21 protein-coding genes are annotated in these 24989 nt (G+C 72.4%); 11 read left to right on the forward strand and 10 right to left on the reverse strand.

Translation table 11 applies throughout. The features are described from left to right. Nucleotides 1-29 precede the first annotated feature (29 nt). Together SLINC_RS14755 and fxsT are read left to right on the forward strand one after the other, a co-directional pair. On the forward strand, nt 30-1355 hold the full coding sequence (locus SLINC_RS14755) for a TIR-like protein FxsC (RefSeq protein ID WP_159425339.1): 1326 nt from the start codon (nt 30-32) through the stop codon (nt 1353-1355). Next, nucleotides 1352-5272, forward strand: coding sequence for an FxSxx-COOH system tetratricopeptide repeat protein (gene fxsT / locus SLINC_RS14760; RefSeq protein WP_079164535.1), 3921 nt, complete (start codon nt 1352-1354; stop codon nt 5270-5272). The genes SLINC_RS14755 and fxsT overlap by 4 nt, the downstream gene beginning before the upstream one ends. A 25-nt stretch (nt 5273-5297) precedes the next feature. Here fxsT and SLINC_RS14765 read toward each other — a convergent pair whose 3' ends face one another. The 3 genes from SLINC_RS14765 to SLINC_RS14775 all read right to left on the reverse strand — a co-directional run bounded on the left by SLINC_RS14765 (nt 5298) and on the right by SLINC_RS14775 (nt 7667). After that, nucleotides 5298-6179 carry an alpha/beta fold hydrolase gene (locus SLINC_RS14765; RefSeq protein ID WP_067432126.1) on the reverse strand — a complete coding sequence of 294 codons (882 nt, stop codon included), beginning with the start codon at nt 6177-6179 and terminating at the stop codon, nt 5298-5300. A 118-nt stretch (nt 6180-6297) separates the two neighbouring features. Continuing rightward, the gene (locus tag SLINC_RS14770) at nt 6298-7311 is read right to left on the reverse strand and encodes a sensor histidine kinase (protein WP_079164536.1); all 1014 of its coding nucleotides are present in this window, start codon (nt 7309-7311) and stop codon (nt 6298-6300) included. Beyond that, entirely contained in the window at nt 7308-7667 is a 360-nt protein-coding gene (locus SLINC_RS14775) for an STAS domain-containing protein (RefSeq protein ID WP_397793579.1), read from the reverse strand. Before SLINC_RS14775 ends, SLINC_RS14770 begins: the two co-directional genes overlap by 4 nt. Before the next feature lie 225 nt (nt 7668-7892). On the opposite strand from SLINC_RS14775, the gene SLINC_RS14780 reads away from it, so the two are divergent. From SLINC_RS14780 to SLINC_RS14790, 3 genes are all read left to right on the forward strand, one after another. After that, nucleotides 7893-8576 (forward strand): ANTAR domain-containing protein, encoded by a 684-nt coding sequence (locus tag SLINC_RS14780; RefSeq protein WP_067432132.1) that lies wholly within the window; start codon nt 7893-7895, stop codon nt 8574-8576. 522 nt (nt 8577-9098) lie between these two features. After that, complete coding sequence (locus SLINC_RS14785; RefSeq protein WP_067432138.1) at nt 9099-10151, forward strand: glycoside hydrolase family 5 protein; 1053 nt, start codon at nt 9099-9101, stop codon at nt 10149-10151. 97 nt (nt 10152-10248) lie between these two features. Next, nucleotides 10249-11121: an LLM class flavin-dependent oxidoreductase gene (locus SLINC_RS14790; RefSeq protein WP_067432140.1), complete on the forward strand. Its 873-nt coding sequence runs from the start codon at nt 10249-10251 to the stop codon at nt 11119-11121. A 13-nt stretch (nt 11122-11134) separates the two neighbouring features. On the opposite strand, the gene SLINC_RS14795 is transcribed toward SLINC_RS14790, so the two are convergent. The 4 genes from SLINC_RS14795 to SLINC_RS14810 form a co-directional block, all read right to left on the reverse strand. After that, nucleotides 11135-12250, reverse strand: coding sequence for a T6SS phospholipase effector Tle1-like catalytic domain-containing protein (locus SLINC_RS14795; protein ID WP_067432142.1), 1116 nt, complete (start codon nt 12248-12250; stop codon nt 11135-11137). Between the two features lie 13 nt (nt 12251-12263). Continuing rightward, nucleotides 12264-13136, reverse strand: a complete 873-nt coding sequence (locus tag SLINC_RS14800) for a DUF6424 family protein (protein WP_220472918.1) — start codon at nt 13134-13136, stop codon at nt 12264-12266. Nucleotides 13137-13303: 167 nt separating this feature from the next. Then, nucleotides 13304-14260 (reverse strand): expansin EXLX1 family cellulose-binding protein, encoded by a 957-nt coding sequence (locus tag SLINC_RS14805; protein ID WP_067432144.1) that lies wholly within the window; start codon nt 14258-14260, stop codon nt 13304-13306. Nucleotides 14261-14371: 111 nt separating this feature from the next. After that, nucleotides 14372-15142 carry a polysaccharide lyase family 7 protein gene (locus SLINC_RS14810; protein ID WP_067432148.1) on the reverse strand — a complete coding sequence of 257 codons (771 nt, stop codon included), beginning with the start codon at nt 15140-15142 and terminating at the stop codon, nt 14372-14374. Nucleotides 15143-15406: 264 nt separating this feature from the next. On the opposite strand from SLINC_RS14810, the gene SLINC_RS14815 reads away from it, so the two are divergent. After that, on the forward strand, nt 15407-17413 hold the full coding sequence (locus tag SLINC_RS14815) for a serine/threonine-protein kinase (protein WP_079165111.1): 2007 nt from the start codon (nt 15407-15409) through the stop codon (nt 17411-17413). Nucleotides 17414-17420: 7 nt separating this feature from the next. Here SLINC_RS14815 and SLINC_RS14820 read toward each other — a convergent pair whose 3' ends face one another. Continuing rightward, on the reverse strand, nt 17421-18197 hold the full coding sequence (locus SLINC_RS14820; RefSeq protein ID WP_067432152.1) for an FHA domain-containing protein: 777 nt from the start codon (nt 18195-18197) through the stop codon (nt 17421-17423). Nucleotides 18198-18407: 210 nt separating this feature from the next. Here SLINC_RS14820 and SLINC_RS14825 point away from each other — a divergent pair, with 210 nt between their 5' ends. From SLINC_RS14825 to SLINC_RS14835, 3 genes are all read left to right on the forward strand, one after another. Further along, nucleotides 18408-18872 carry a hypothetical protein gene (locus SLINC_RS14825; RefSeq protein ID WP_152039029.1) on the forward strand — a complete coding sequence of 155 codons (465 nt, stop codon included), beginning with the start codon at nt 18408-18410 and terminating at the stop codon, nt 18870-18872. 117 nt (nt 18873-18989) lie between these two features. Continuing rightward, complete coding sequence (locus tag SLINC_RS48800) at nt 18990-19259, forward strand: hypothetical protein (RefSeq protein WP_067432155.1); 270 nt, start codon at nt 18990-18992, stop codon at nt 19257-19259. Nucleotides 19260-19291: 32 nt separating this feature from the next. Further along, nucleotides 19292-19801, forward strand: coding sequence for a GNAT family N-acetyltransferase (locus tag SLINC_RS14835; protein ID WP_067432157.1), 510 nt, complete (start codon nt 19292-19294; stop codon nt 19799-19801). 13 nt (nt 19802-19814) lie between these two features. On the opposite strand, the gene SLINC_RS14840 is transcribed toward SLINC_RS14835, so the two are convergent. Continuing rightward, entirely contained in the window at nt 19815-21062 is a 1248-nt protein-coding gene (locus SLINC_RS14840; RefSeq protein WP_067432159.1) for a DUF418 domain-containing protein, read from the reverse strand. 188 nt (nt 21063-21250) lie between these two features. On the opposite strand from SLINC_RS14840, the gene SLINC_RS14845 reads away from it, so the two are divergent. Both SLINC_RS14845 and SLINC_RS14850 read left to right on the forward strand, forming a co-directional pair. Continuing rightward, complete coding sequence (locus SLINC_RS14845) at nt 21251-21922, forward strand: response regulator (protein ID WP_067432162.1); 672 nt, start codon at nt 21251-21253, stop codon at nt 21920-21922. After that, nucleotides 21919-23034: a sensor histidine kinase gene (locus tag SLINC_RS14850; protein WP_067432166.1), complete on the forward strand. Its 1116-nt coding sequence runs from the start codon at nt 21919-21921 to the stop codon at nt 23032-23034. The genes SLINC_RS14845 and SLINC_RS14850 overlap by 4 nt, the downstream gene beginning before the upstream one ends. Nucleotides 23035-23039: 5 nt before the next feature. Here SLINC_RS14850 and SLINC_RS14855 read toward each other — a convergent pair whose 3' ends face one another. After that, nucleotides 23040-24821 (reverse strand): ABC transporter ATP-binding protein, encoded by a 1782-nt coding sequence (locus tag SLINC_RS14855; protein WP_067432169.1) that lies wholly within the window; start codon nt 24819-24821, stop codon nt 23040-23042. Between the last annotated feature and the right edge of the window lie 168 nt (nt 24822-24989).

The following is a 24989-nucleotide window of genomic DNA, read 5'->3' on the forward strand; positions in this document are numbered from 1 at the left end:
GTCCGGGTCATCGGCGCGCAGGGGGGCGTGTGGACACACCTGACGGGGAGTGGGGGCAGCCGACCACGGGGCAGCCCTATTTCTTCCTCAGTTACGCCCACACCCCGCCCTGGGGATCGGGCGGCGGCGACCCCGACCACTGGGTGCATCTGCTCTACCGGGACCTGTGCAACCACATCATGGCGCTCACCGACCTGCCCGCCGGCGCCGATGTCGGCTTCATCGACCGGGAGATGGGCTCGGGCGTGGGCTGGCCGCGCAAGCTCAGCGAGAACCTGGCCAACTGCCGGGTGTTCGTGCCCCTGCTGTCGCCGCGCTACTTCTCCAGCGAGATGTGCGGCCGGGAGCTGTACGCCTTCAACGAGCGCCTGCTGCACGCCAAAGCGGCCGGCGGACAGGACGTCTCCGCCATCGTGCCCGCGTTGTGGACGCGCGTCGACTTCGCCCAGCTGCCCGACTCCATCCGGCACATCCACCTGGACCGGACCACCTTCGGCGACCGCTACGCGACCAACGGCATCTACGGCCTCATCAAACTCAGCCGGCTGCGCGACGAGTACGAGGAGACCGTCCTCGCCCTCGCCCAGCGGATCGTCCAGGTGGCCGAGGAGTCACCGCTGATGCCCGGCAGGCCGCGCGACTACGAGAGCACGCCCAGCGCCTTCCGGCCACGCGGCAAGGAACCGCGGCGCATCCATCTGACGGTGGCCGCGCCCACCCGGGACACCGTCCCCGGGGACCGCGACCCCCGGCCCTACGGCGAGGACGCGCAGGACTGGAACCCCTACCACTCCGAGTCGACGCGCCCGCTGCCCGCGCTCGCCGAGGAGCTGATCCGCTCGCTCGACTACCGGATCACCGTCTCCTCCTTCGACGACGAGGACACCGACGGGCCCGCCGTGCCCGACGGCGACGAGGAGGGCAAGACGGGCCATCCGCGCATCCTGCTCGTCGACCGGTGGACGCTGACCGACGAGGCCCGGCGGCGCCGGCTGAAGGAGTTCGACGCGCGTTCCCAGCCGTGGGTGAGCGCCATCGTCCCGTGGAACCGCGCCGACCTCCAGTGCCACGGCGAGGAGGGGCAGCGGCTGACCGCCGAGTTCGAGCGGACCCTGCCGCTGACGCTGGAGCGCGGCCGGCACACCGACTGCCGTATCGCGGTCAACGGCGTCCCCACGCTCAAGGCGTTCACCGATGTGCTGCCCTCGGTGGTGGCGCACACCACCCGGCAGTACCTCAAGCACGCCGAGGCCCACCCGCCGCCGGGTCCGCACGTGCCCAGGCCCCGGCTCATGGGCCCCATCCAGCCGCCGTACCCGGAAGGCGGACCCGACCACGGAGGAGAAGCACGATGACGGGGCCGCGCAACGGACGCATCATCACCTTCTACTCGTACAAGGGCGGTACCGGGCGCACGATGGCCCTCGCCAACACCGCCTGGATCCTGGCCGCGAACGGCAAACGCGTGCTGGCCGTCGACTGGGACCTGGAGGCGCCGGGCCTGCACCGCTTCTTCCACCCGTTCCTGGACGCCAAGGCGCTGTCGGCGACTCCGGGCGTCATCAACATCATCCAGGACTACGCCTGGGCCGCGACCACCGGCACCCAGCGCCCCGACGACTGGCACGTGCCCTACGCGCAGGTCGAGCAGCACGCGGTGTCGATCCGCCCCGAGCGCTTCGACCTGCACTTCCCGGAGGGCGGCTCCCTGGACTTCCTCTCCGCGGGCCGCCAGGACCGGGCGTACTCGGCGGCGGTGACCTCCTTCGAGTGGGACAACTTCTACGAGCGCCTCGGCGGCGGCACGTTCCTCAGGGAGTTACGGGCCAGCATGAAGGCGACGTACGACTACGTCCTGATCGACAGCCGCACCGGGCTGTCGGACAACGCCGACATCTGCACCATGGAGATGCCCGACGTCCTGGTGGACTGCTTCACCCTGAGCGACCAGGCGCTGGAGGGCGCGGCGGTGGTCGCGCGCAGTGTCGAGGAGGGCTACCGGCCGCGGCGGATCCGGGTCCTGCCGGTGCCGATGCGGATCGACGAGGGCGAGAAGGAGAAGGTCGACGCCGGCCGGGCGCTGGCCCGCACCCGGTTCGACGGACTGCCCAAGGGAGCCGACGGCCGGCCCCTGAGCCACGAGGACCTCAGCGCCTACTGGGGCAACGTCGAGATCCCGTACCGCCCGTACTACGCCTACGAGGAGACCCTGGCCACCGTCGGCGACGAGAGCGGTATCGCCAACTCGCTGCTGTCGGCCTTCGAACGGCTCACGGCCGTCATCTCCGACCGCGAGGTCACCTCGCTGCCGCCGATCCCCGAGCCGATCCGGCTGCGCTGCCGCGACGCCTATCTCAGGCGCCGGCCGCTGACCACCGTGGCCGACGTCGTGGTGGCGTACGCGGCGGAGAAGCGGATGTGGGCGGACTGGGTCGAGCACGTCCTGAAGCGGTCGGGCTGCGCGGTCACCCTGCACGAGATCTCCACCGGCCCCGTCGAGCCGACCGACGCCACCGCCCACACGCTGATCCTCCAGTCGAGGTCCTTCCAGGACTCCCGCTACGCCGACTCCGTCTGGCGGGCCATGGCCGACACCGCCGCGGACGCCGCGCGCGGGCCGGTGGTGCCGCTGCGGGTCGAGGACGTGCCGCTGATGGACCCGACGGTGGATCTGCACCGGCTCGACGAGACGGAGTGCGTGACCGCGCTCCAGCGGGCCCTGGACCTGCCCCTCCAGCCGGTGGAGAGCACCTCGACGGCCCCGCGCTTCCCCGGCAACCGGCCCGGCATCTGGAACGCCCCGCAGCGCAACACCACCTTCACCGGCCGCAACCCGATCATGAACCGGATCCGCAACCAGCTGGGCGACCTGTCCGGGCCGCCGCAGCCGCAGGCCCTGTTCGGCCTGGGCGGGGTGGGCAAGACCCAGCTGGCCATCGAGTACGTGCACCGCTTCATGGCCGACTACGACCTGGTGTGGTGGATCTCCGCCGAGCACGTGGACGACGTCGTCGCCTCCCTCGCCGAACTCGCCCCGCTGCTGGGCGCGACCCGCACCCAGGAGGACATGACCAAGGCCGCCCAGGAGGCCGTGCAGCGGCTGTCGCGGGGCCTGCCGACCAAGCGGTGGATCCTGGTCTTCGACAACGTCGGCGACCCCCGTGACCTGGCCGACCACCTCCCCACCGGGGACGGCGGGCACATCCTGCTCACCTCCCGCAACCAGGCCTGGTCCCAGCACGGCACCTCCCAGCAGATCGACGTCTTCCAGCGCGACGAGAGCATCGAGCACCTGACCCGCCGGACGAACGGCGGCCTGACGGCCGCGGACGCCGACCGGGTCGCGGAGGCCGTCGGCGACCTGCCGCTGGCCGTGGAGCAGGCGGCGGCCTGGCTGGCCGAGACCGCCACCCCGATCGAGGACTATCTGCGGCAGCTGGCCCGCCAGACCACCGAGGTGCTCGCCCTCAACCCGCCGTCCGACTACCAGCACACGGTCGCGGCCACCTGGAACGTGTCGATCGCCCAGCTGGAGAAACGTTCTCCTGCGGCGGTGCGGCTGCTCCAGCTGTGCGCGTTCCTCGCCCCCGAACCGATCGCCCAGAAGCTCCTCTACAGCAAGGAGATGCTGGCCGCCCTGAAGCCCTACGACCCGTCCCTCCAGGACAGTCTGCTGCTCGGCAGGGTGATCAAGGAGATCGGCCGGTTCGCGCTCGCCAAGGTCGACCAGAAGACCAACAGCCTCCAGGTGCACCGCCTGGTGCAGGCGGTGATCCGCTCCCAGATGCCCGAGGAGGAGCAGTGGGAGGCCCGGCACGTCGTGCACACCGTCCTCGCGGGCGCCCGGCCCGACGGCGACGAGCCCATAGACGACCCCAAGACCTGGCCGCAGTTCTCCATCATCTGGCCGCACCTGGCCGCCTCCGAGGCCCGCAACTGCCATGAGGCCGACACCCGCAGGCTGCTCATCGACCGGGTCCGCTACCAGTGGAAGCGCGGTGACTTCCAGGCCGCCAACCGGCTCGTGGACGATCTGCTCCAGCACTGGAAGCCGGTCCTCGGCGAGGCCGACGGCCAGTACCTGTACCTGCGGTTCCACCTCGCCAACGTGCTGCGCTCGCAGGGCCGTTACGTGGAGGCGCGGGACACCGGCGAGGACGTGCTGGAACGGCAGCGCGAGGCCCTGGGAGAACAGCATCCGCACACCTACGCCACCATGTCGGCGCTCTCCAGCGACCTCGCGGCCCTGGGCGAGTACTCCAAGGCGGTCGAGCTGGCCAAGACCGCGCACACCGGGTTCAGCGAGATCTTCCACGAGTCCCACCGGCGCACGCTCAGCGCGGCCAACAACCTCGCCCTCGCCCTGCGCATGGTCGGCAACTACGCCGAGTCCCGCGCCATCGACCAGGACACCCTGGACCGGCGCACCGCCGTCCTCGGGCCCGACCACCCCTACACGCTGGCCTCGGCGGAACGTCTGGGCCGCGACCTGCGGGAGGTCGGACGGTACGCGGAGTCGGTGTCGATCCTGTCGCGGACGTACGCCTCCCACAAACGGCTGCTGACCAAGGACTTCCCCGGCACCCTGCGGTGCGCCAAGTCACTGGCCGTGTCGCTGCGCCGCAACGGCCAGTTCGAGGACGCCCGCCGGCTGACGGAGGCGACCCGCAAGGAGTACAACCAGCAGTACGCGGCCCCCACACCCGACTCGCTGGCCTGCGATCTCAACCTGGCGGCGGACCTGTTCGCGGCGGACGAGCGCGACCGGGCCCGCGAGGTGGCGCTGGAGGCGCTCGCCGAGTACATGAAGGTGCCGGGCGAGGCCCACCCGTACACCCAGGCCGCCCTGAACAACCTCGGCATCTTCCACTGGGGCTGCCACGACCTGGACGAGGCCGAGACGGTGTTCCTGAGGGTGCTGCCACGGATGACGGAGGTGCTCGGGGAACACCATCCGCACACCCTGTTCTGCAGCGTCAACTACGCCAACGTCCTCTTCGACCAGGGGCGTTTCGAGGAGGCCCGGCAGCGCGACGAGGCGGCCCTGCCGCCGCTGCGCGAGGCCCTGGGCAGCCACCACCCCGAGACACTGGCCGTGGTCACCAACCTGGGACTCACGCTGCGCGCGCTGGGCCGCGAGGGCGAGGCCCGCGCCCTGCGGGAGGAGGCGATGAGGGAACTGCGGCTACTGCTCGGCGAGGACAACGGCATCAACCAGGTGGCGATGCGCGAGCGCCGCATCTACCGGGATCTGGAGCCGCTGTCCGTCTGAGCCGCCGGCTGTGCGCACCGGTCTCTCATGCCGCCTCCACCGGGGCGCTGAGCAGCCAGTCCAGTACGGCGGGCAGCGCGCGCAGCGAGGCGAAGTGCGCGGCGGTCGGCTCCAGTACGGCCGTGGCGCGCGGGATGCGGTCGGCGAGCCAGGAGGCGTGCGAGGCGGGCGAGAAGACGTCGTGCTGGCCGTGCCACAGCAGCACCGGCACCTCGATCAGGGCCGGGTCGAAACCCCACGCCCCGGTCAGGGCGAGGGCGTCGTCGATCCAGCCGTAGGGCGACGTACGCAGCGCCTCGCGGTAGTTGCGCAGCAGCATCGAGCGGATGGTGTTGTCGGAGACGATCAGCCGGTCGTCGGCGGTGAGGTCCTCGCGCAACTCCTCCAGCAGGCGCGCGGGATCGCTGCGGATGGCGGCGGACCGCGGGATCAGCCGGGCGGCGAACCGCTCGGGGTCGTTGGCCGCCGTGCTCAGGTCGGTGACGTTGGAGGGCGCCATGCCCGCGTACCAGTCCAGGCCCTCCGCGTCCCGCGGCGCCCAGCCCACCAGCGCCGCCGCCCTGGTGACCCGGTCGGGCAGCAGGGCCGCGCAGGCCAGGGCGTGCGGGGCGCCGCCGGAGCGGCCGGCCACCGCGAACCGGTCCACGTCGAGGGCGTCGGCGACATCGGCGACGTCCTGGACGACGTCCGCCACCCGGCGCCCCGGGAGCCGGTCCGAACCGCCGTAGCCGGGGCGGTCGTAGCTGATCAGCCGGGCGCCGCGCTGATGGAGGAACATCGAGCGGGGCTTGGGCCCCACCCTGCTGCCCGGCATGCCGTGCAGGAGGAACACGGGACGACCCCTCGGATCCCCCGACTCCTCCACCCGTAACCGTCGCCCGTCCCCTGTGCACACATGGTCAGGCACCGCCGCGCTCCCCCCACCCGTGGTCCTTGGACCGGGACCACGCTGCTCCAACCCTGCCCGCGCACCGGCACGGCGAAACGATGACGCGGGTCAAGAAGACGCAGGTCAGATGGGCCTGTCAGCAGGCGAACCAGCAGCGGACCGTGGTCCCGTCCGCGTCGGTGTGCACGCGCACCAGGTCGGCGACGAGGTTGACCATGAGCAGCCCGCGGCCGCCGCGCTGCTCGCGGGGGGCGGGGCGGCGGCCCGCCAGGGGGTCGGTGAGGCGGCCCTTGTCGCGCACCTCGCAGAGCACATGGCCGTCCTCGGCCCACACCCGCAACGTGCCCGAACCGCCACCGTGCACCACGCTGTTGGTGGTCAGCTCGGCGGTGACGAGCGCGAGGTCCTGGAGGCGCACACCGGTCAGGCCAAGCCGTGCGGCCAGGTCGGTGGCGGTGTGCCGGGCGGGCGCGAGGCCGTCCGCGTCGAAGGAGAGGGCCGGCACGTCGGGGACGGGCGGGAGCGGTTCGTTGTAGCGGGCGACGACGTCGTCGGGGTCGTAGGCACCGCTGTGCACCTCCGGTCCGGAACCGGCGTGGATGACGGTGGGGTGGGTGGCGTAGGCGTCGGCGATCACCTGCGGGGCGAGCCGCCGGGTGTCGTACGGGCACAGGATGCTCACCGCACGGCCCGTGAAGGCGGCGTTGATCAGCGCCTCGTGCTGGACGCAGGCGGGGTACTCGGTGTCGTCGCGGCCCGCCCAGATCGGCTCGCCGATGATCCGCACCCGCCGGCCGGGCGGCTGGGCGTCGGCGAAGGCACGCAGCACGCCGGGGATGATCCGGCCGGGGTTGCGCCCGGCCTCCCGCATGTCCAGGAGCCGTACGGCGTCGGCGTCGGAGCCGAGCGCGTCCCGGATGAGGGCGAGGTTCTCGCCGGGCACGGCGACCGCCACGGGGTCGCCGGCCGCGAGTCCGGCGCGGACGAAGGAGACGGTGCCCGCGAGGTACTCCCGTTCGCCGCCGTAGAAGAGGGCGGGGTGGGCGAACGGGTCGGTGTACTCCACGGTCCCGACGGATTCGAGGAGTTCGAAGGGATCGGCGGGATCGAAGGGGTCGACGGGCTCGAAGGGTTCGGCCGCGGCACTCATGACATCGACACCTCGATCGCCGAAAGGTCCGGCCAGAACGTCTCCAGCACGCGCCGGAGCACCGGCGGCGGCCGGTGCAGCACCATCCGCCGGCCGTCCGGAAGCCGTTGGGCGGCGCAGGCCAGCGCTCCGACGCCCGCGACGTCCACGAACGTCACCGACGACAGTTCCAGGTAGTACACATCTCCGTCTCCGTCTCCGTTCACGGCCTGCTCCAGCGCGCGCTCCCAGATCTCGCGTGTCGCCAGCCCGACCTCTCCCGCCATGCGCAGCCCGCTGCGCTCGGCCAGCGGGGACACCGTCAGTTCCGGCGTCGCGCCCACGACGCCGGACAATGCCTGGTAGCGGATGCCCACACCGTCTCCCCACATCTCCCGGACGAGATCGCATGTACCCCGGATGTCACACGGCATTCCTGACCGTGGTGTGTAGTAGGCCGTACGGCGGGCAGGTGCACTGTCAGCGCCGCCGGGCCCCCGCGGAGCTGGGTCATGTTCCACGGCTTCAGGACTCCACGGCGGAGTCCGGCGGCGAATCGACAAAGCGACCGACAAGGCGGGGACATCAATCAAGGCGGGGACATGACCTCAGCGGCACACACACCTCTCGCGGGGCGGCCGAGCGCCCTGGTCATCGATGGGCGCGTGGACGCGGACCGAGCGGTGCTCGCTCCGCGCGGAGAGCTCGTCCGCGGTTGCGCGGACGTCCTGGCTGCGAAACTGGCCGGGCTGCCCACCGGTGTCCGCCGGATCGAACTCGACATGTCCGGCGTGGAGTTCATGGACACGGCCGGTCTGTCGTTCCTGGAGCACCTCGGTGACCACGGGGTTCGGCACGGCATCGAGGTCGCGGCCGCGAACTGGAACGGCCAGCCTCGGCGGATCCTGGAACTGGTCGGCCTGGACACCACCGACCCCCTGCGGGGACCGGTCCCGGAGCCCGGCCCGGCCGCCTCCTCCGCGGTGGCCCTGGAACGGGCGGAGCAACTACGGCGTCTCCAGGAGGAAGTGGAGCAGCTCCGCCAGGCGATCGCCTCCCGGCCGGTCATCGACCAGGCCCGCGGCATCCTCATGGCCACCCACGCCTGCACCTCCGACGAGGCCTGGACGATCCTGCGCGAGGCCTCCCAGCTCTCCAACACCAAGCTCCGCGTGGTCGCCGCGGCCGTCACCGCCAGCACCGGCACCGACGGCCCGCCACCCCCGCAGGAGGTCCGCACGGCCCTGCGCACGGCGATCGCCCACCGCGAGCACCGAGAGGGCTGAGGCAGAGTCCCCTACGGTTCGGCAGCACGTTCAGCACCTTGAAGGGGGGACGGGGCGGCAAGCGTTCAGTACGGCAGCACCCGCCCGGAGGGCGTGCGGCGGTCGATGGTCAGGTCGCGTGGGGCGGTGGGCCGGCGGGTGACGCGCACTCGGGTCTGGCGGTTCATGACGCCTCCTCGGTGTCCGGCCGGTACGCGGCGCGGTGCCCGTACCCGACACGACCAGCCCAGTCGAACCCGGGTGACCGAGGCCGATCGGCTTGTCTTCGATCCGTTGCACCCGGCCATACCCGCGCTCGCACCGGTCCACTCGCGCTGCGGCACAGCGGCCGATGATGTTACGTGCGGGAAACCTTGACGATCTCAGAGCCGGGTGCCACGATTCCGGCGCCGCGATGTTTACGTAAACACCGGGCAAATGCCCGCCTTGATGTTTACGTAAACACAGCGGTGCGGTCATGCCGGGCCCGTCCTCCCCCGGGCCCCGGCGTGCCGAGCCGCCACCTCCTGAAAGGGCACGTCGATGCGCAAGACCCCCACCAGAACCCGCCCCACCCGGCTGCGCGCCGGCCTCGTGGGCGTCGCGATCGCCGCGATCGGCGCCACCACCCTCACCGGCAGCCCGGCCGCCGCCGCGCCCAGCATGGACACCACGCAGTTCAAGGGCGTCAACTGGGCGGACCCGCGCGACAACTTCGCCGACGACCTGCTCCAGCTCTCGGGCCTGTCGACCTCCGACAACTACGCGCAGACCTACGCCAAGGCGAGCCGCATCATCTCGGCGTTCCGCGCGAACCTCGGCGCCAACACCGTACGGCTGCCCATCAACCCGTACACGGTCAACGGCACGTACTGGAAGTCGTACCGCGCGGTCATCGACGCGGCCTCCGACAAGGGTTTCAAGGTCATCGTCTCCTACTGGGAGGGGACGGGCGCGCGCAAGGACGGTTTCATCGACGACACCGCCACCTTCTGGCCGATGTGGAACACCGTCGTCAAGACCTACAAGAACGACAAGCGCGTCTACTTCGAGCCGATGAACGAGCCGCACGGCTACACCGACACCGAATGGGCCGACATCGCCGCGAAGTGGCTCGCCACCTACCCGTCGGTGCCCCGCAACCGCGTCTTCGTCAGCGGCGCCGGCTACAACGACCACGTCACCACGGTCTGCGCGGACCCGCGTCTGAAGGGCACCTACCTCTCCCTGCACCACTACGGGTTCTGGAAGGAGTACGCCACCTACGACCAGTGGAAGGCCGACCTCAAGGAGCGCATCGGCACCTGCGCCAACCGGACGGTCGCGGACGAGTTCGGCGCCCCGATGACCACCGGCTTCGACTACAACAAGCCGGACGCCTCCAACAACTTCGTCAACTACGTCCAGGCCGTCACCGACACCTTCCGCGAGCTGAAGATGGGCTCCGTGTACTGGCCCGGCCTGCGCACCGACGACTCCTACACCCTCCAGACCCTCACCGGCGACCCCGACCGCCCCTGGCTGGCCACCACCAACCAGTCCGGCGCCGACCGCCTCGCCTGGGCCTGGGGCCGCGGCAAGCCCGTCCAGCGCTGACCCCCACCCCGCAGCGGGTGACCGTCGTGCACCGTCGATCGACGGCGTCCTGATACGCCGTTGATCGACGGCTGCCCGGACCATAGGTTCAGGAGCCATGACAGACCTTCGGATCGGTGTCATGTACGACCGCGACTGGGACCCGGCAGGGCTGCCCGAGTTCGCGCGACGGGCCGAGGAACTCGGCGTGGACGACCTGTGGGTGGTGGAGGACCTCGGCTGGAACGGCGGGGTGTCCGCGGCCGCCGTGGCCCTGGGCGCGACCCGGCGGCTGCGGGTGGGCATCGGGATCGCCCCCGCCCCACTGCGCAGCCCGGCCCTGCTGGCGATGGAACTGGCCACCCTGGCACGGGTGTTCCCGGGCCGGCTGGTGGCCGGCATCGGACACGGTGTGCGGGGGTGGATGGAACAGGTCGGTGTCGCCCCGCGCTCCCCGCTGGCCCTGCTGGAGGAGACGATCACCGCCGTGCGGGCCCTGCTGCGCGGCGAGAAGGTCGAGCTGGAGGGCCGTGAAGTACGCCTGGAGGGCATCCAGTTGGTGCATCCGCCGGCCGAACCCCCGCCCGTGGTCGCGGGCGTGGTCCGCCCGCGCTCCCTGGAACTGTCCGGCCGGGTCGCCGACGGCACCCTGATCGCCGAGGGCCACGGCCCGCGCGACCTGGAGGACATCCGGGCCCTGACCGCACAGGGCGGTGCCGGACCCGACCACACCCTGACGGTGCTGTCCTTCTGCCACGTCGGCGACGACCCCGACGAGGTCGCCCGCGCCCTGCACCCGGTCACCGAGGGCCAGGGCGGCTGGCTCGGCCGCCCGCAGGACGAGGTCTTCACCGTCTCCGGTACGGCGGCGAAGGCCGCCGAGGGCGTCCACGCGCTCCGGGCGGCGGGCGCCGACACGGTCGCCCTCCGTGTCGTGGGTGCCGAACCGCTGCGTCAGCTGGAAGCCGTACTGGGCGCCCTCGGGCGCTGAGCGGCGGCCCGGCTCACCGAAGGGCCGGTTCCGTCCAGTGGGGGTCGGCCCAGCGGGTGGGATCGTCCGGGTCCGGGAGGCCGCGGCGGTACTCCGGGTCCTTCTGGAGCCGGAGCCGGACACTCTCGTGGAAGACCGCGTCCTCGGGCACGCCCCGCGAGCGCCGGCCCACAAGCAACCAGAGCGGGCCGTTGCGGTGGGGATCGGCCCCGGCGAAGTCCTTGGTCAGCGCCGTCGCCTCGGCGTAGGCCCCGTCGCGGAAGTCCAGGTCCCGGCACACGCCGTCGACGATCCACTTGAGGGGGATGGTGGACAGCAGCGGCTCACCCTGCTTGTGCTCGAAGGTGCCGCCGACGTCGGAGTGCACCCCGGCGAACCAGACCTCCTCCAGCGTGTCCCGCACCGGACCGGTCCGGGGTCTGACCAGGTATTCGCGGTAGGGGCGGCGTCTCTCGTCGAGGGACACGGCGTGCCGGATGCGGTACGCGTTGGGCAGGGACCTGGTGTAGGGCCAGCGCAGAGTGCCGAGGCGGAGGATGCCGGCCGCTTTCACGGTGTCCCAGAGCCCCATGTAGGCGACCGGCACGGCGAAGCGGGAGACCTGCCGGGAGTCGTTGAGCTTGATCTTCTGCCACAGCTCGTCCTGGCGGGTGTCCCGGCAGAAGGCACGCGAGAAGCGCGCGACCTCGTCCTGGCTGCGGTCGATGTCCTGGTTGAAGGCGTACTTCGCGACGGCGTAGGGGACGAGGTTCTCGGCCCCCGGACGCATCAGCCCCGGTTTGTTGAGCATCCCCACCAGGGCGCGGGCGGTGTAGGCGCCGCGGCTGAACCCGAAGACGTAGACCGCGTCGCCCGGTTCCCAGTGACGCATCAGGTAGGTGTAGGCCTCGGCGAGGTTGGTCCTCAGGCCCGTGCCGAAGGCCAGTCCGGTCAGCCGGGAGAACCGGCGGCTCAGGGGCCCGCGTGCGATGGCCGCCGAGAGGGTGCCGACCCCGGGGTCGTAGTAGAGGAGCTGGCGCCCGGGGTTCTCCGTCGCCAGCATCCCGTACAGCTCGACCACGTTGGTGGGGTGGTGCGCGCCGACCTGGTTGCCGGTCCCGTCGAGGCAGATGACGATGTTGCGCGACATGATCGCTCCCCGGTCAGCCGACGGGCGGGGTGGACGCGGTGCCCGCCCCGGGCGGTATCTGCTGCTCGAACGCCTCCAGCGCCATGGGGCTGTCGGGCGGGAGCACCGCCATCATCCGGCGCCGCTGCGCCTCCGCCACGGCCTGCCCGGCCGGTGTGCCGTGCCGGGCGTGCACGATGCGCACCTGTCCGTCGCCGGAACCCCGCCGGCCCACCGGGGCGACGCCGGCATGGGTGCCGTCGGGCAGGGTCACCCACAGGTGGAAGTCGTCGTACTTGAAGAAGTCCGCGGACTTGGTCGGCCACGGGTAGTGGTGCTCACCGGCCGCCTTGGGCAGGACACCGGAGTGGTGGGGGCGGCTCAGGGGCACGCACGCGTTGAAGAGGGAGTCGGTCCACGCCTCGACGGTGTCGGCGTCCGTGACCGGGGTGCTCAGCAGGGTGCGGGCGCGCTGGTAGCCGAGGGCGTCCAGGGCCGCGAGCGTCATCGGGAAGGCGGCGACGAGATCGGCGGCCTCCCGGCGGAGCCGGTCCACCTTCACGGGGTCGGCGCAGAACTGCATGCTCCACTCGATGCCGACCCGGGCCCGGTACATGCGCCAGCCCGTCGACGTCCTGACCCAGAGACTGCCGCCGTGGTGCATCTCCCACGGGCCCGCCCCGTACGGCAGGTCACCGGCGCCGGCGCCGGCCTCCAGCAGGATCTTCTTCGCCACCTTCTTGGCCGCCCGGAAGTGCGAGGACTCGGAGCGCTCCCGGTGCTTGACGAGGCGGATCTTCCAGGGGTGGTTCCCGCCATGGGTGCCGCCCGGTTCGAGGACGACCTGTCCTCCGGCCCCTCCAGCCCCTGAGGCCCCCCTGTCTGCCACTGAATCCGCGTCGGGCATGGCCGCCTCCTTCGCGCACGGCGGCCTCGTTCGCCCAGCGCGCCCGAGGGCCGCTGTCTCCATCGTGCGCCGCGGTTCTCACGGCGTCGACTTCTGTCACCGCGGTGGATCCCGAGCCGGGTTCCGAGCCGGGCCCCGCGACGGCCCGGCGTACGGCCCCGCGACGGTCAGTGCGCGGCGAACTGGACGCGCGTGGGCTGCACGACGTCCGGCTGTAGCGCGATGCCGTCGACCGTCAGTTGTTCTCCATAGATGTCGGTGACCCGGATCGAGCCACCGCACCCGGTCCCCTTCTCGGAGAGGAAGTAGTTGTACTCGGTGCGCGGCAGGGCGACCCAGCTCCCGCCCGAGTTCACCTCAAGGCGGGCCACGGGGTTGCGGTGGCCGAGCACCTGGAGGCCGCACCAGTGACGGCTGGAGCCGCTCTTGTAGCGGACCGATAGCGTGTCGGTCTTCTCGGGGCTCAGCAGGGTCCAGGTGATCGGGATCCGGCCGGCCACGGGGTCGGCTATCGCGGCGAACGCCTCGGCGCTGAGGTCGAGTTGGCCGGGCGCGCAGTCCCCCGGGCACTCGTTGGTGATCCGGACCGTGACGGACTCCCCGCTCGCCGTGCGGACGAGCACATGGGCCCCGCACGCCTTGGAGGTCTCGTAGTCGGTGGTGTTCATCGCCGCGGTCATCACGTCGTCGGTGGGGCCGAACAGACAGGCCCCGTCGCCGCTTCCGGCGTCGTAGAAGGTGGCGACCCCGCTGTAGGTGACCGCGGGGCGGATGCGTCCCGCCAGGGTCGCCGACCCGGCGGGCGGCCGCGGGGTGGGGGTCGCCGAGGGCCGCTTCGTGGCGGGGGTCGCGGGGGCCGACGGGGTGGCCGCGGCCGCCTTCCTGCTCGGGGGCGCCGAGGTGGGCGTCGGCTCCGGCTCCGGCTCGGTGGACGGCGGCCGCGTCACCTGGGCGCCCGCCACGGGGGCGGGGGCCGGGCGCTCGTCGGCGGCCTTGCGGTCGGGGCGCACGGCCACGGCCAGCGCCACGACCGCGGACACGACGAGCGCGAGGGCCGCCACGGAGACGACGACGAGAGCGGTACGCCGTTTACGGGCCGCACGGTGCTGAGATCTGGGCGCCACGGGTGAGGTCCTTACGGGGTCGGGAGATCCACCTCCCCTACAGTGGCCGCCGCGCGCCGAAAAGGTTGCCGGGTTCGTCGAAAAAGTTGCCGAGGCTCAACTCGTCGTTGCTCAGGAGTGGTTGACGTCGATGGCCGAGATGCGGACCTCGCCGAAGTTGCCGTCCGTGCAGGGGTCGGAGTTGCCGCAGTTGGCCTGCGTGTAGGCGCCCGCCTTGAAGTAGTTGGTGTCGCCGTCGTGGGAGATCGTGGTCTCCAGCCCGCCGTTGTAGTACGCCTTGATCTTCCCGTTCCGCGCCACGAACCTGGCCTCGAACTCGGTGCCCAGCTCGTAGTCGTCGGTGACGAGGTGGTGGTGACGGTCGTCGCCGTCGGTGATGTAGAGGCGGCTGCCTTCGAGCCGGAAGACGGTGACGTCGTCGTCCCCGCCGTGGACCTGGGCGCCGACCACCCACGGCCGTTCGGCGGGCAGTGCCGTGAAGGCCTCCCGGACCACGAGGGTGTGGGTGCCGTCCGTGGTGGACCAGGCGGCCTCGTCCTCGCCGCCGTCGGTCATCTCCCGCAGTTCGGCGCGCGGATAGCTGGAGCCGCCCGTCGTCACACCGTTGACGGCGGCCCGGAACCCGACCGCGCCGCAGCCGTCCTCGGCGCGGAACCAGGGGGCGGCGGAGAAGCCGGCCAGCTCCGGCTGGGTGATCTCGGCGGGGTCCTCCTCCTCGCCGGTGGGCAGGGTCAGTTTCCAGTCGGTCAGGTCGAGGACCTCGGAGGGGTACGCGCACCGAGCGGCGGCCGGGCGCTCCGCGGCCTGGGCGGGCAGCGTGAGGACGACCGTCGTAAGGGCCGCGGTGATGCCCACCGGCAAGCAGGTCCGCGTGCTGGGCATGGCGGGGTTTCCTTTCCTTCGGGTGTTCGGTTCGGGTCCTTCGGTGTTCGGCTCGGGCCGACGCGTACCGTAAGCCCCGCCCTCGGGACCGGTCCCGAAGTCCCGTGCCCCGGACCGCCGTTCACCCCTTCCCCGCATGCGTGCGCCTGATGAAGGCTCTGGGTAGACACTGCGCACGGCAGGACCTACGCAGTAGGTTCGACCCAGCCGCGCACTCCTGGACCGGGGATGCGCGGAACGGACTCGACCGAGGGGGAAGAATCCGTGCGTTCCGGTGACCAGTTCGCCGACCGCTATGTCCTCAGGGAGGTCATCGGCGCGGGTCGGGGCGGTGACGTGTGGCTGGCCCACGACACGGTGGTCGGCCAGGACGTCGCGCTGAAACCGGAGGTGCCGGAGGGCGACCACGAGACCGCGGTGTCGAGGCTGTTGGGCGAGCCCCGCGCCATGGCCAAGTTCCGCGACCACCCCCACGTCGTGACCCTCCTCGACATCGTCACCGTGCCTCCCCGGGACGACCGGGCCGACGGGGACGACGGGGACGACGGGGACGTCCGGGGCGACAAGGACGGCGGCCCCGCGCGGACGTACTGGTTCGTCATGGAGTACGTTCCCGGCGGCGGCCTGGACCGGCAGCCGACCGTCTCTCCGGTGCGGGCGGCCCGTATCGGTGCCGAACTCGCCGACGCGCTGGCCGCGTTGCACGAGGAGGGCATCGTCCACTGCGACGTCAAACCCGCCAACATCGGCCTCACCCGGCGGGGTACGGCGAAGCTGCTGGACTTCGGTGCCGCCTACCGGGTCGGCGGCACGGACACCATCACGGTCAACGGCCCGTTCAGCTTCACTCCGGACTTCGCCGCGCCCGAGCTGGCCCGGGGCAATGTCCCCCGGCCCGCCTCGGACGTCTTCTGTCTGGCCGCCACCCTGCACGCCCTGGTCACCGGCGCGCCCCCGCGCGGCGGCGAACCCGGCGGGGCGGGGGCCCCGGGGCGGACGGGGGACGCCGAGGAGGACGCCGAGCGCCTGCGGCACTGGAGGGCCGAGCAGGGCGTCGTGGAGGTGGACGCCGACGCCGTGGGACCGCTGCACCCCGTGCTCACCGAGATGCTCCGGCGCGACCCGGGGCAACGTCCCGGCGCGGCCGAGGTCAAGCGCCGCCTGGAGGCCGTCGCCGGATCCGGCGTGGACTCCCTGGGACCCGGATCCGGCGCGGACGCCCCGGGCCCAGGTCCCGACACCGCCCGGGACCAGCCGGCCGGGCGGCGGCGGTGGCGCCGGCCGCTGGTCGCGACCGTCCTCGGCCTCAGCGCCGCCCTGGCCCTGGGGCTCGTCGTCGCCGACCAGGGCGACGACGGGAAAGCCTCCCCGCAGTCCGGGAGCGGGCTCGACAAGAACGCCTCGGACGGCGCATCGCGGGCCCTGATCGGCGATCCGCACACGGCCGACGTGTGCGAGCTGGCCGACCCCGCCGCCCTCGACCGGTTCGGAACCGCCGAACTCGACGTGGACTACGGCAACTTCGACCGCTGCGACATGCTGGTGCACGTCGACGACAAGACCCGTATCGACGTGTCGTTCCGGGTGCGCCGGGGCGCGCCGCCGGAGTCCTCGGAGCCGGCCACCACGGTCGGCAGGATCGGCATCCGGGAGGAGGAGTCGGAGAGCGACGAGTGCCGGCTGCTGCTCGCCCCCGAAGGCGAGAGCGACGGCAGCCTGGTCGGGGTCCGCGTCAACATGGGCGAGGGGTCCGTGGCCGGCGGCACCGCGGTGCTGTGCGCGGTCGCCCAGCAGGCCGCCCGCAGCGCGGCCGAGGACCTCGACCGCGGTCCGCTGCCCCGCCGTTCCCCCGCCTACCCGCGCGCCTCACTGGCCTGGGCGAACGCCTGCGAACTCCTCGACGCCAAGGCCCTGTCCGTCGTTCCGGGCATCAAGGCCGATGTGCCGGAGGTCGGCGTCGCCGACTGGAGCTGCGAGTGGACGAGCGACGTGGACGACCTGGACACGGAGATCACCTTCTTCCGCGACCAGCCCCGCTCCGCGGAGAACGGCACCACCCGCACCCTCAGCGGATACCGCACCGTCGTGGAACCCGACGACGGCGACACCTGTACGGCCTTCGTCGAGTACCGCAGGTACAGCGGCCAGGACTCCGAGACGGCCGCCGAGATGGTCCGCCTCGACATCAGCGGCAGGCGCGCCCCGGACCGGCTCTGCGAGCTGGCCTCCGGCCTCGCGACCTCCTCCGCCGCGGCACTCCGCGCCCGCTGACCGGGGCTCAGGGCCAGTCCGAGTCGTCCTCCATCAGCTCCAGGTCCGGCGGCACGAGCGTCGTGGACTCCACCAGTCCCTTGATCAGGTTGTGCAGCAGTCCGTTGTCCCCGGGGCGGCCCTGCGACTTGTCGTGCATCAGCGGGTACCGGAACCCGGTGCGGTCCAGCCGACGGCGCACGGCCTCGACCCGGTACTCGATCCGGCGCTCGTTCCAGTGGCCGTCCGGACGGAGATAGGCCAGTTGCTTGGCGGCCGTGGCGTACGTCAGGGGCCGCGGGTCCTCCTCGTAGAGGAGATAGCGCTGGCCGAGGACGACCAGCAGCAGCCGTTCGTCGTCGTCGAGCGCCCAGGTCTCCGGCCGTACGGTCTCGGCGCGCCGCCGCGACACCGGGCCCTGGTCGTCATGGCCCGACACATACAGCTCGACCAGGTGTTCGCGGTAGCCGGAGCCCTTCACGAACAGCGGGGTGTAGCCGGTGTCGAGGGGGATCGGCTCTGTGGTCAGGTGCATCATCCGGCCGCGCGGCAGGCGCACGAGCTGCTGCCCGGTGTTGCGCAGCCACCACAGCCCCTGGCGGTACGTCAGCTCGCCGTGCCGCCGGCTCACCCGCAGGTCGTCCACGCCGACACCGAGGTCCACCTCCGGCTCGTCACCGCGTCCGAAGCAGAGGGTCAGGCCCGGCCGGGGCGGGGCGCTGAGCTCCCCGGTGACGGTGCGGGCGTGCAGGGTTCCCGGCGTGGCGGGCGCGACTCCACGCGCGAGGCTGGCGGAGAGGGACATCGCTGATCTCCTCGGTTCACGGGTCTTCCGGCACGTCGGTTCAGGGGTCTTCCGGCACGTCGGTTCGTGGGTCTCCGGCACGCGTACGACGTATCCGCACCAGTGTGCGCACCCGCTCCGGGACCCCTCCCCACAACGGGCCGGTATAAAAAGGGCTGCCCCGACGAGGGGGTCGACGGCACTCACGGGTGGACGAGTTGAGGGGGACCGATGGGCGGGAGCAGGAGTCGGGTCGGCGTCGTCGTGACGCTGGCCCTGATGGCGGCACTCACCGGCTGCGGCGCGAGCGGCGGCCGGGACGACGGCGCCGTGGAGGGGGCGGAGTCGTCGTCCACGAGCGCGCCGGCAGAGACACGGCAGCCGCCCTCCCTCTCCCCCACGCCCACGCCCTCGCGCGAGGCGGCCGACGGCACCGATGTCGGCGCCTGCTTCGACGGCAGCTGCGAGATCGCCGTGTCGAAGCCGACGCGCGTCAAGGTCGACAGCCGCTTCCGCGTCCCCAACCTCCGGGTCACGAAGATCACGGCCGACACGGTCGTCGTCGAGTCCTCGGGTCCCGGCACCTTCCTGCGCACCTCCCTCGCCGAGGGCGGCACCGGGATCCAGAACGGCATCGGTTTCCGTCTGAAGTCCCTGGAGAACGGCACGGCGGTGCTGGAGTTCTTCGCCGACTGAGCGTGGGCCGACGTCCCGGGCACGGGCTCAGGCGCGCGGCGGCCGGGCGGCGCGGGGACGCATGACGAGCGCGGCGACGTGGTAAGTGCACGGCGTGGCACCGGTGTTGGCGTATCCGTGGGTGACGTCCGCGGCGAGTACACCGAGTCGCCCGCGTCGCAGCCCGGCGGCAGTGTGGTGCGGATCCACTCGAAGTGCACGCCGGGCACCACCGAGGTCAGGACGGTGCGCCGCCGGCCGCCCGGCTCGTCGACGCTGTCCTGCTCGGCGGCGCGCCGCACGACGACGGTGGGCGCCTTCTGGCCGCGCTCGACCGACGACAGCATGCTCACACTCGAGCGCTCTGTCTCTCTGGCCCTGTTTCGCTGTTTCTCTATTTCTCTATAGTGAAACTCGCTGCTATGAGAAATGAGCATCCCGTGACAGCACCCGGGGCGGTCGTCCGCCCGGCGACCCCCGCCGATCTCAAGGCCGTGGCCGAGATCTTCACGCACTACGTCCTCCACACCGTGGCCACCTTCGAGGAGACCCCGCCGACGGTCGCCGACTGGGAGCGCCGGCTGGCCGACCTCACCGGCCGGGGGCTGCCGTTCCTCGTCGCCGAGTCGGAGGGCACGGTGGTCGGCTTCGCGTACGCGGCGCCCTGGCGCCCCAAACCGGCGTACCGGTACACGGTGGAGGACACGATCTACCTGGCGCCCGAGGCCACCGGCCGGGGCCTGGGCGCCGCCCTGCTCGGCGCGCTCGTCACCGAGTCCGCCCGGGCCGGGGCCCGGCAGATGATCGCCGTCGTCGCGGACACCGGCAGCGACGCCTCCCGCGCCCTGCACCGCCGCTTCGGCTTCACCGACGCCGGCCTCCTGACCGAGGTCGGCCACAAGCACGGCCGTCGGATCAGCACGTATCTGCTCCAACGGAGCCTGGGGTAGGCCCCGGAGCTTCTCAGCTCTCGCCGGATCGCATGCGCCCGGCGATCCCGGTCGCCCTGCCCATCAGCCCTTCGAGCGGCCCGCGCCGGAAGAAGCGGGACCACAGGGTGGCGAGGACGGTGATGGACGCGATGAAGCCGAGCAAGGTGTACAGCGGCGGGACGGTCATCTTCTCAGTGCTCAGGAGCCAGATGGCGACGATGTGGAAGACGTACGCCGTCAGCGACATCGAGCCGACCGCGATGACGGGCCCGGCCAGGCGGCGCAGCCGGGGGAAGGCGTCCATGGCGGCCAGGCACGCGGTGATCACCAGGATCGCCACACCCGTGGCGGCCACGATGGACGGGGTCGCCTCGCTGTGCGGGGCGGAGGCCAGCATCCCGGCGGGGGTGTCGCCGAAGATGCCGATGCTGTCGGGCGACACGGACGGCGCGGACGACCCCGACGGCACGGACGACGGCACGGACGACATGCCCTGCCCCGCTTCGGCCTTACGGACGGCTTCGGCGGCACCGGGTACGAGACGCAGCGCCAGCCAGGAGCCGCCGTAGCCGGTGACGGCAAGGGCGGCGCCGGTGAGGGCGAGGCGTATCCGGACAGCCGTGGCGGCCAGGTCGCAGCGGGCGACGGCCATACCCGCGATGACGAACGGGACCCAGGTCAGGGCCGGATAGCCGCCGGTGAAGAACAGTGAGACGGGGCCGTCGGCCTGGCCGTAGGAGAGGAACACGCGGCCGCCGACCAGCGGCTTCAGCGCGTACAGCAGCTGCGGGCCCACCAGGGCCCAGCCCGCCGCGATCAGCGCCAGCGGCCTGGCGCCCAGCCGGTACAGCGGCAGCACGAGCAGGAAGAACAGGCCGTAGAAGGCGAGGATCGGCACGACCGGGGTGCCGGTCAAGGTCAGAGCGGTGCCCAGGGCGATCAGGATCACGGCCCGGATGATCACCTTGGCGACGGCCTGACGGCCGGCCAACCCGGTCTTCGGTGTGCGGCGCCCGGTGATGAGGGCGACCGCGAAGCCGGCCAGGACGGCGAACAGGGCGGAGGAGCGGCCTTGCGCCGGCTCCATCAGGGAGCCGATGACACCGTCCTGGCCCGGGGCGGGGCCGACATGGACCGCGTACATGCCGAACACGGCCAGGCCGCGGGCCAGGTCCAGCCCGATCAGCCGGCCCACTCCGGGCGCGCCGGTCGACGGCCTGGTGTGCTCGCGTTCGGGGGACGGTGCGTCGGCCGCCACGGAGTGCGGGTGATGTGTCATGCCGTTCAGGCTGGAGTCCGGGCCGATCAGGGAGTATCCGGCAGAAGACCGCGGTGCCCCTGCCGACCGGAGGGCGATACCCCGCCGTGTGGCTGGAGCTGCCGCTCGTCGGGCGGCGGGGGCCATGCCGGGCCTTAGGGTCGACTCGGCATGAGCCGGGTGGCAGGGACAAGGGTGAGGCGGAGCACGTGATCCGGGTAGTGGTGGTGGACGACGAGGCGCTGGTCCGGTCGGGGTTCGGGCTCATCCTTGGCGCGTCCGAGGACATCGAGGTCGTCGCGACCGCGAACGGCGGCGAGGCGGTCGAGACCGTCCGCCGCGAACGGCCCGACGTGGTGCTGCTGGACATCCGGATGCCGGACGTCGACGGGCTCACCGTGCTGCGCCGGCTTCGGGGGATGCCGCACGCTCCGGTCGTGGCGATGCTGACCACGTTCGACGCCGACGAGTACATCCTGACCGCGCTGCACTCCGGCGCGGCCGGTTTCCTGCTCAAGGACACCGAGCCGGAGCAGCTCGCCCACCTGGTGCGCACCCTCGCCGCGGGCGGTGTGGTGCTCTCCCCCAAGGCGTCGCGGACCCTGCTGCACAGCCATCCCGGCACCGAGGCGGCCGTCGACGAGGAGGCGGCCCGCGTCCGGCTCCTCACCGCCCGCGAGCGCGATGTCCTCGTCCTGGTCGCGGAGGGCCTGTCGAACGCCGACATCGGGACGCGCATCCACCTGGGTGCCGGCACCGTGAAGGACCACGTCAGCGCGATCCTCACCAAGCTGCGGGTGACCAGCCGGGTGCAGGCCGCGCTGCTGGCGCAGCGGGCCGGGCTGCTCGACGAGCGCCCCCGGCCGGGGGCCGGACGGTGAGCCGCGCCCGCGCGCTGTGGAAGCGGGTGCCCGCGCCGGTCGTCGACATCCTCGTGGTGGCGGTGGCCGCCCTGGACCTGTCGCTGAACCTCATGGGGGACCACACGCCCCTCGGTGTCTCGCTGGCCGCCGTCGGCTGCGCCGCACTGGCCTTCCGGCGCCGGTTCCCGCTCGCCGTCTTCCTGCTCACCCTGCCGGCCGGGCTGACGCAGGACGTCCCCATCGCGGTGCTCGTGGCGCTGTTCACCCTGGCCGAACGCTCCCGCGACCGCCGTCTCCTGGCGGTGTGCGTCGCCCTGTCCGCCCTCGCGAGCAGTACGCCGTGGCTCCCCGTGGCCCCGGTCGACCGGACCATGACCCTGGTCTTCTTCGTGTACGGCCTGGCGACCGCCGCGGCCCCGGTCCTCTTCGGCCAGCTCCTCCAGGCGCAACGCGACCTCGCGCGGCGGCTGGCGGAGATCGAGGAGGCCAGGGAGCACGAGCGGACCCTGCACGCCCAGGCGGTCCTGGCCCGCGAACGCGCCCAGCTGGCCCGCGAGATGCACGACGTGGTCTCCCACCAGGTCAGCCTGATCGCCGTACGCGCCGGGGCGTTGCAGGTCGCCACCAAGGACGCGGACGCCAAGGAGGCCGCCCGCACGATCCGTTCGCTGAGCGTCACCACGCTCGACGAACTGCGCACCATGGTCACCCTGCTGCGCGCCTCCGGCGGCCACGCCACCGAGCCGACGCCTCAGCCCACCTTGGCCGACCTGCACAAACTGGTGGAGTCGAGCGGCACCCACGCGCGGTTGTCCGGAGCGCTGCCGTCCACCGTGGGCACCCCCGCGCAGCGGGCCCTCTACCGTACGGTCCAGGAGGCGCTGACCAACGTCCGCAAGCACGCCCCCGGCGCCACGGTGCGCGTCGAGCTGTGGCAGGACGGCGATGACGTCGGAGTGACCGTCACCAACTCACCGCCGACCCGCCCTTCCCTGTCCCTGCCCGGATCGCAGCACGGCCTGGTCGGCCTGCGGGAACGGGCCGACATCCTGCACGGCACCCTGGAGGCGGGCCCGGCCGCGGACGGCGGCTACCGGGTGCGGCTGCGGATCCCGCTCAGTACGGACTGACCGGTTCAGTACGGACTGACCGGCGAGGCCAGGAGCTGGGTGGCCGCCAGTCGCGCGTACAGGCGGTCCTGGGCCACCAGTTGCTCGTGGGTGCCCACCGCCCGTACCCGTCCGGCGTCCATCACGACGATCCGGTCGGCGCCCGTCACCGTCGACAGCCGGTGGGCCACCACCAGCACGGTGGTGTCGCGGGCCACCTCCGTGACGACGTCCCGCAGCGCCAGCTCGTTGACGGCGTCGAGCTGCGAGGTCGCCTCGTCCAACAACAGCAGGCGGGGCCGCCGCAGCAGGGCGCGGGCGATGGCGACGCGCTGCCGTTCGCCGCCCGACAGCTTCGAGCCGCGGTGCCCGACCGGGGTGTCCAGGCCGTGGGGCAGGCGCTCGACGAGGGTGTCGAGCCTCGTGCGGGCCAGGACGTCGCGGATGTCGTCGTCCGTCGCGCGGGGCGCCGCGAGGACCAGGTTCTCCCGCAGCGTGCCGGCCAGCACCGGAGCGTCCTGCTCGACGTATCCGATGGCGGACCGCAGTTCGGACAGGGGCCAGTCGCGTACGTCCTCGCCGTCGACCAGGACCCGGCCGCCGGTCGCCTCGTGGAACCGCTCGATGAGCGCGAAGACCGTCGACTTGCCCGCTCCGGAGGGGCCCACGAAGGCGGTCGTCCCGGCGCCCGGCGCCTCGAAGCTCACCTGCCGGTGGATGGGCGGCAGGCCGGCACGGTAGCGGAAGGACACGTCCTCGAAGCGGACCGACGCCGGACCCTGCCTGGGCGGGAGGCCGGTGCGCCGGGCGGTCGGCTCCGTCGAGAGGCGTTCGACGTGCGCGATCCGGGAGATCGCGGCCGCCCCCTCCTGATAGGAGGACACGGCCTCGACCAGCCTGGACACCGGCTCGATCAGATAGAAGAGGTACAGCAGGAAGGCGATGAGGGTGGACACGGGGATCTCCCCCGTCGCGACCCGCGCCCCGCCGACCGCGAGCACCGCCAGAAAGGCGAGCTGTACGGCGAGTTCGTCCGCCGAGCCGGCCACGGCCTCCCACTTGGCGCTCTTGACGCCGTGCCGCCACGCCCGCCGGGCCGCCGCCTCCACCCGGGCGGTCTCCCGCTCCTCGGCACCGGACGCCTTCACCGTGCGGAACGCCCCGAAGGCCCGCTCCAACGCGACGGAGATCTCCCCGACCGCCTCCTGCGAGCGTTCGGTGGCGCGGGCGATCCTCGGCATCACCAGCGCGGTGGCCCCGCCGACCAGCACGACCACGCCGAGGGTCACACCCAGGAGCACGACGTCCAGGAACGCCATCATCACGATCGCCGCCACGAAGGCCACCGCGCCGGTGGCCGCGGAGACGACCGCCTGGGTGCTGACCGCCCGCAGCAGCGTGGTGTCCGAGGTGACCCGGGACATCAGGTCACCCGGCGGGATCCGCTCCCACTCCGGGATCCGCAGCCTCAACAGCCGCCCCACCAGGGTGCGTCGCGCGGCCAGGACCACCGACTCCGCGGTCCGCCCCAGCACATACGCGCCGCACGCCTCGACCGCCGTGCCCAGCACCACCAGCACGGTGAGCCCGATCAGGATCCCGGCGACGGTCTCGCCCGTCGCGAGCCGGTCCACCAGTGTCTTCGTGGCCAGCGGCTGCAACAGTCCCCCGGCGGCCCCGACCAGGGCGCACAGCAGGCCGAGGGCGACGGCCCACCGGTGCGGACGGACGTACGCCCACAGGGCCTTGACCGTCTGACGGCCGGACAGGGGCGTCTCATCCGTCGTCGGGGCGGATGCGGTGTTCACAGGATTCCTTCCTTCGCGGCGTGTGTCGGCCTCCAGCCTGTGATCGCGAACGCCCCGCGCCCATCCGGCAACCGGCGGGTCCACCCCCGTCGAGTGGCTGAAGGCCGGTGGGCGGGGCGGTACCCGCCGACCGGCGGGGCCGTCACCGAAGCCTGCCGGATGGTCCGC

It is taken from the genome of Streptomyces lincolnensis (assembly GCF_001685355.1).
GTDB lineage: Bacteria > Actinomycetota > Actinomycetes > Streptomycetales > Streptomycetaceae > Streptomyces > Streptomyces lincolnensis.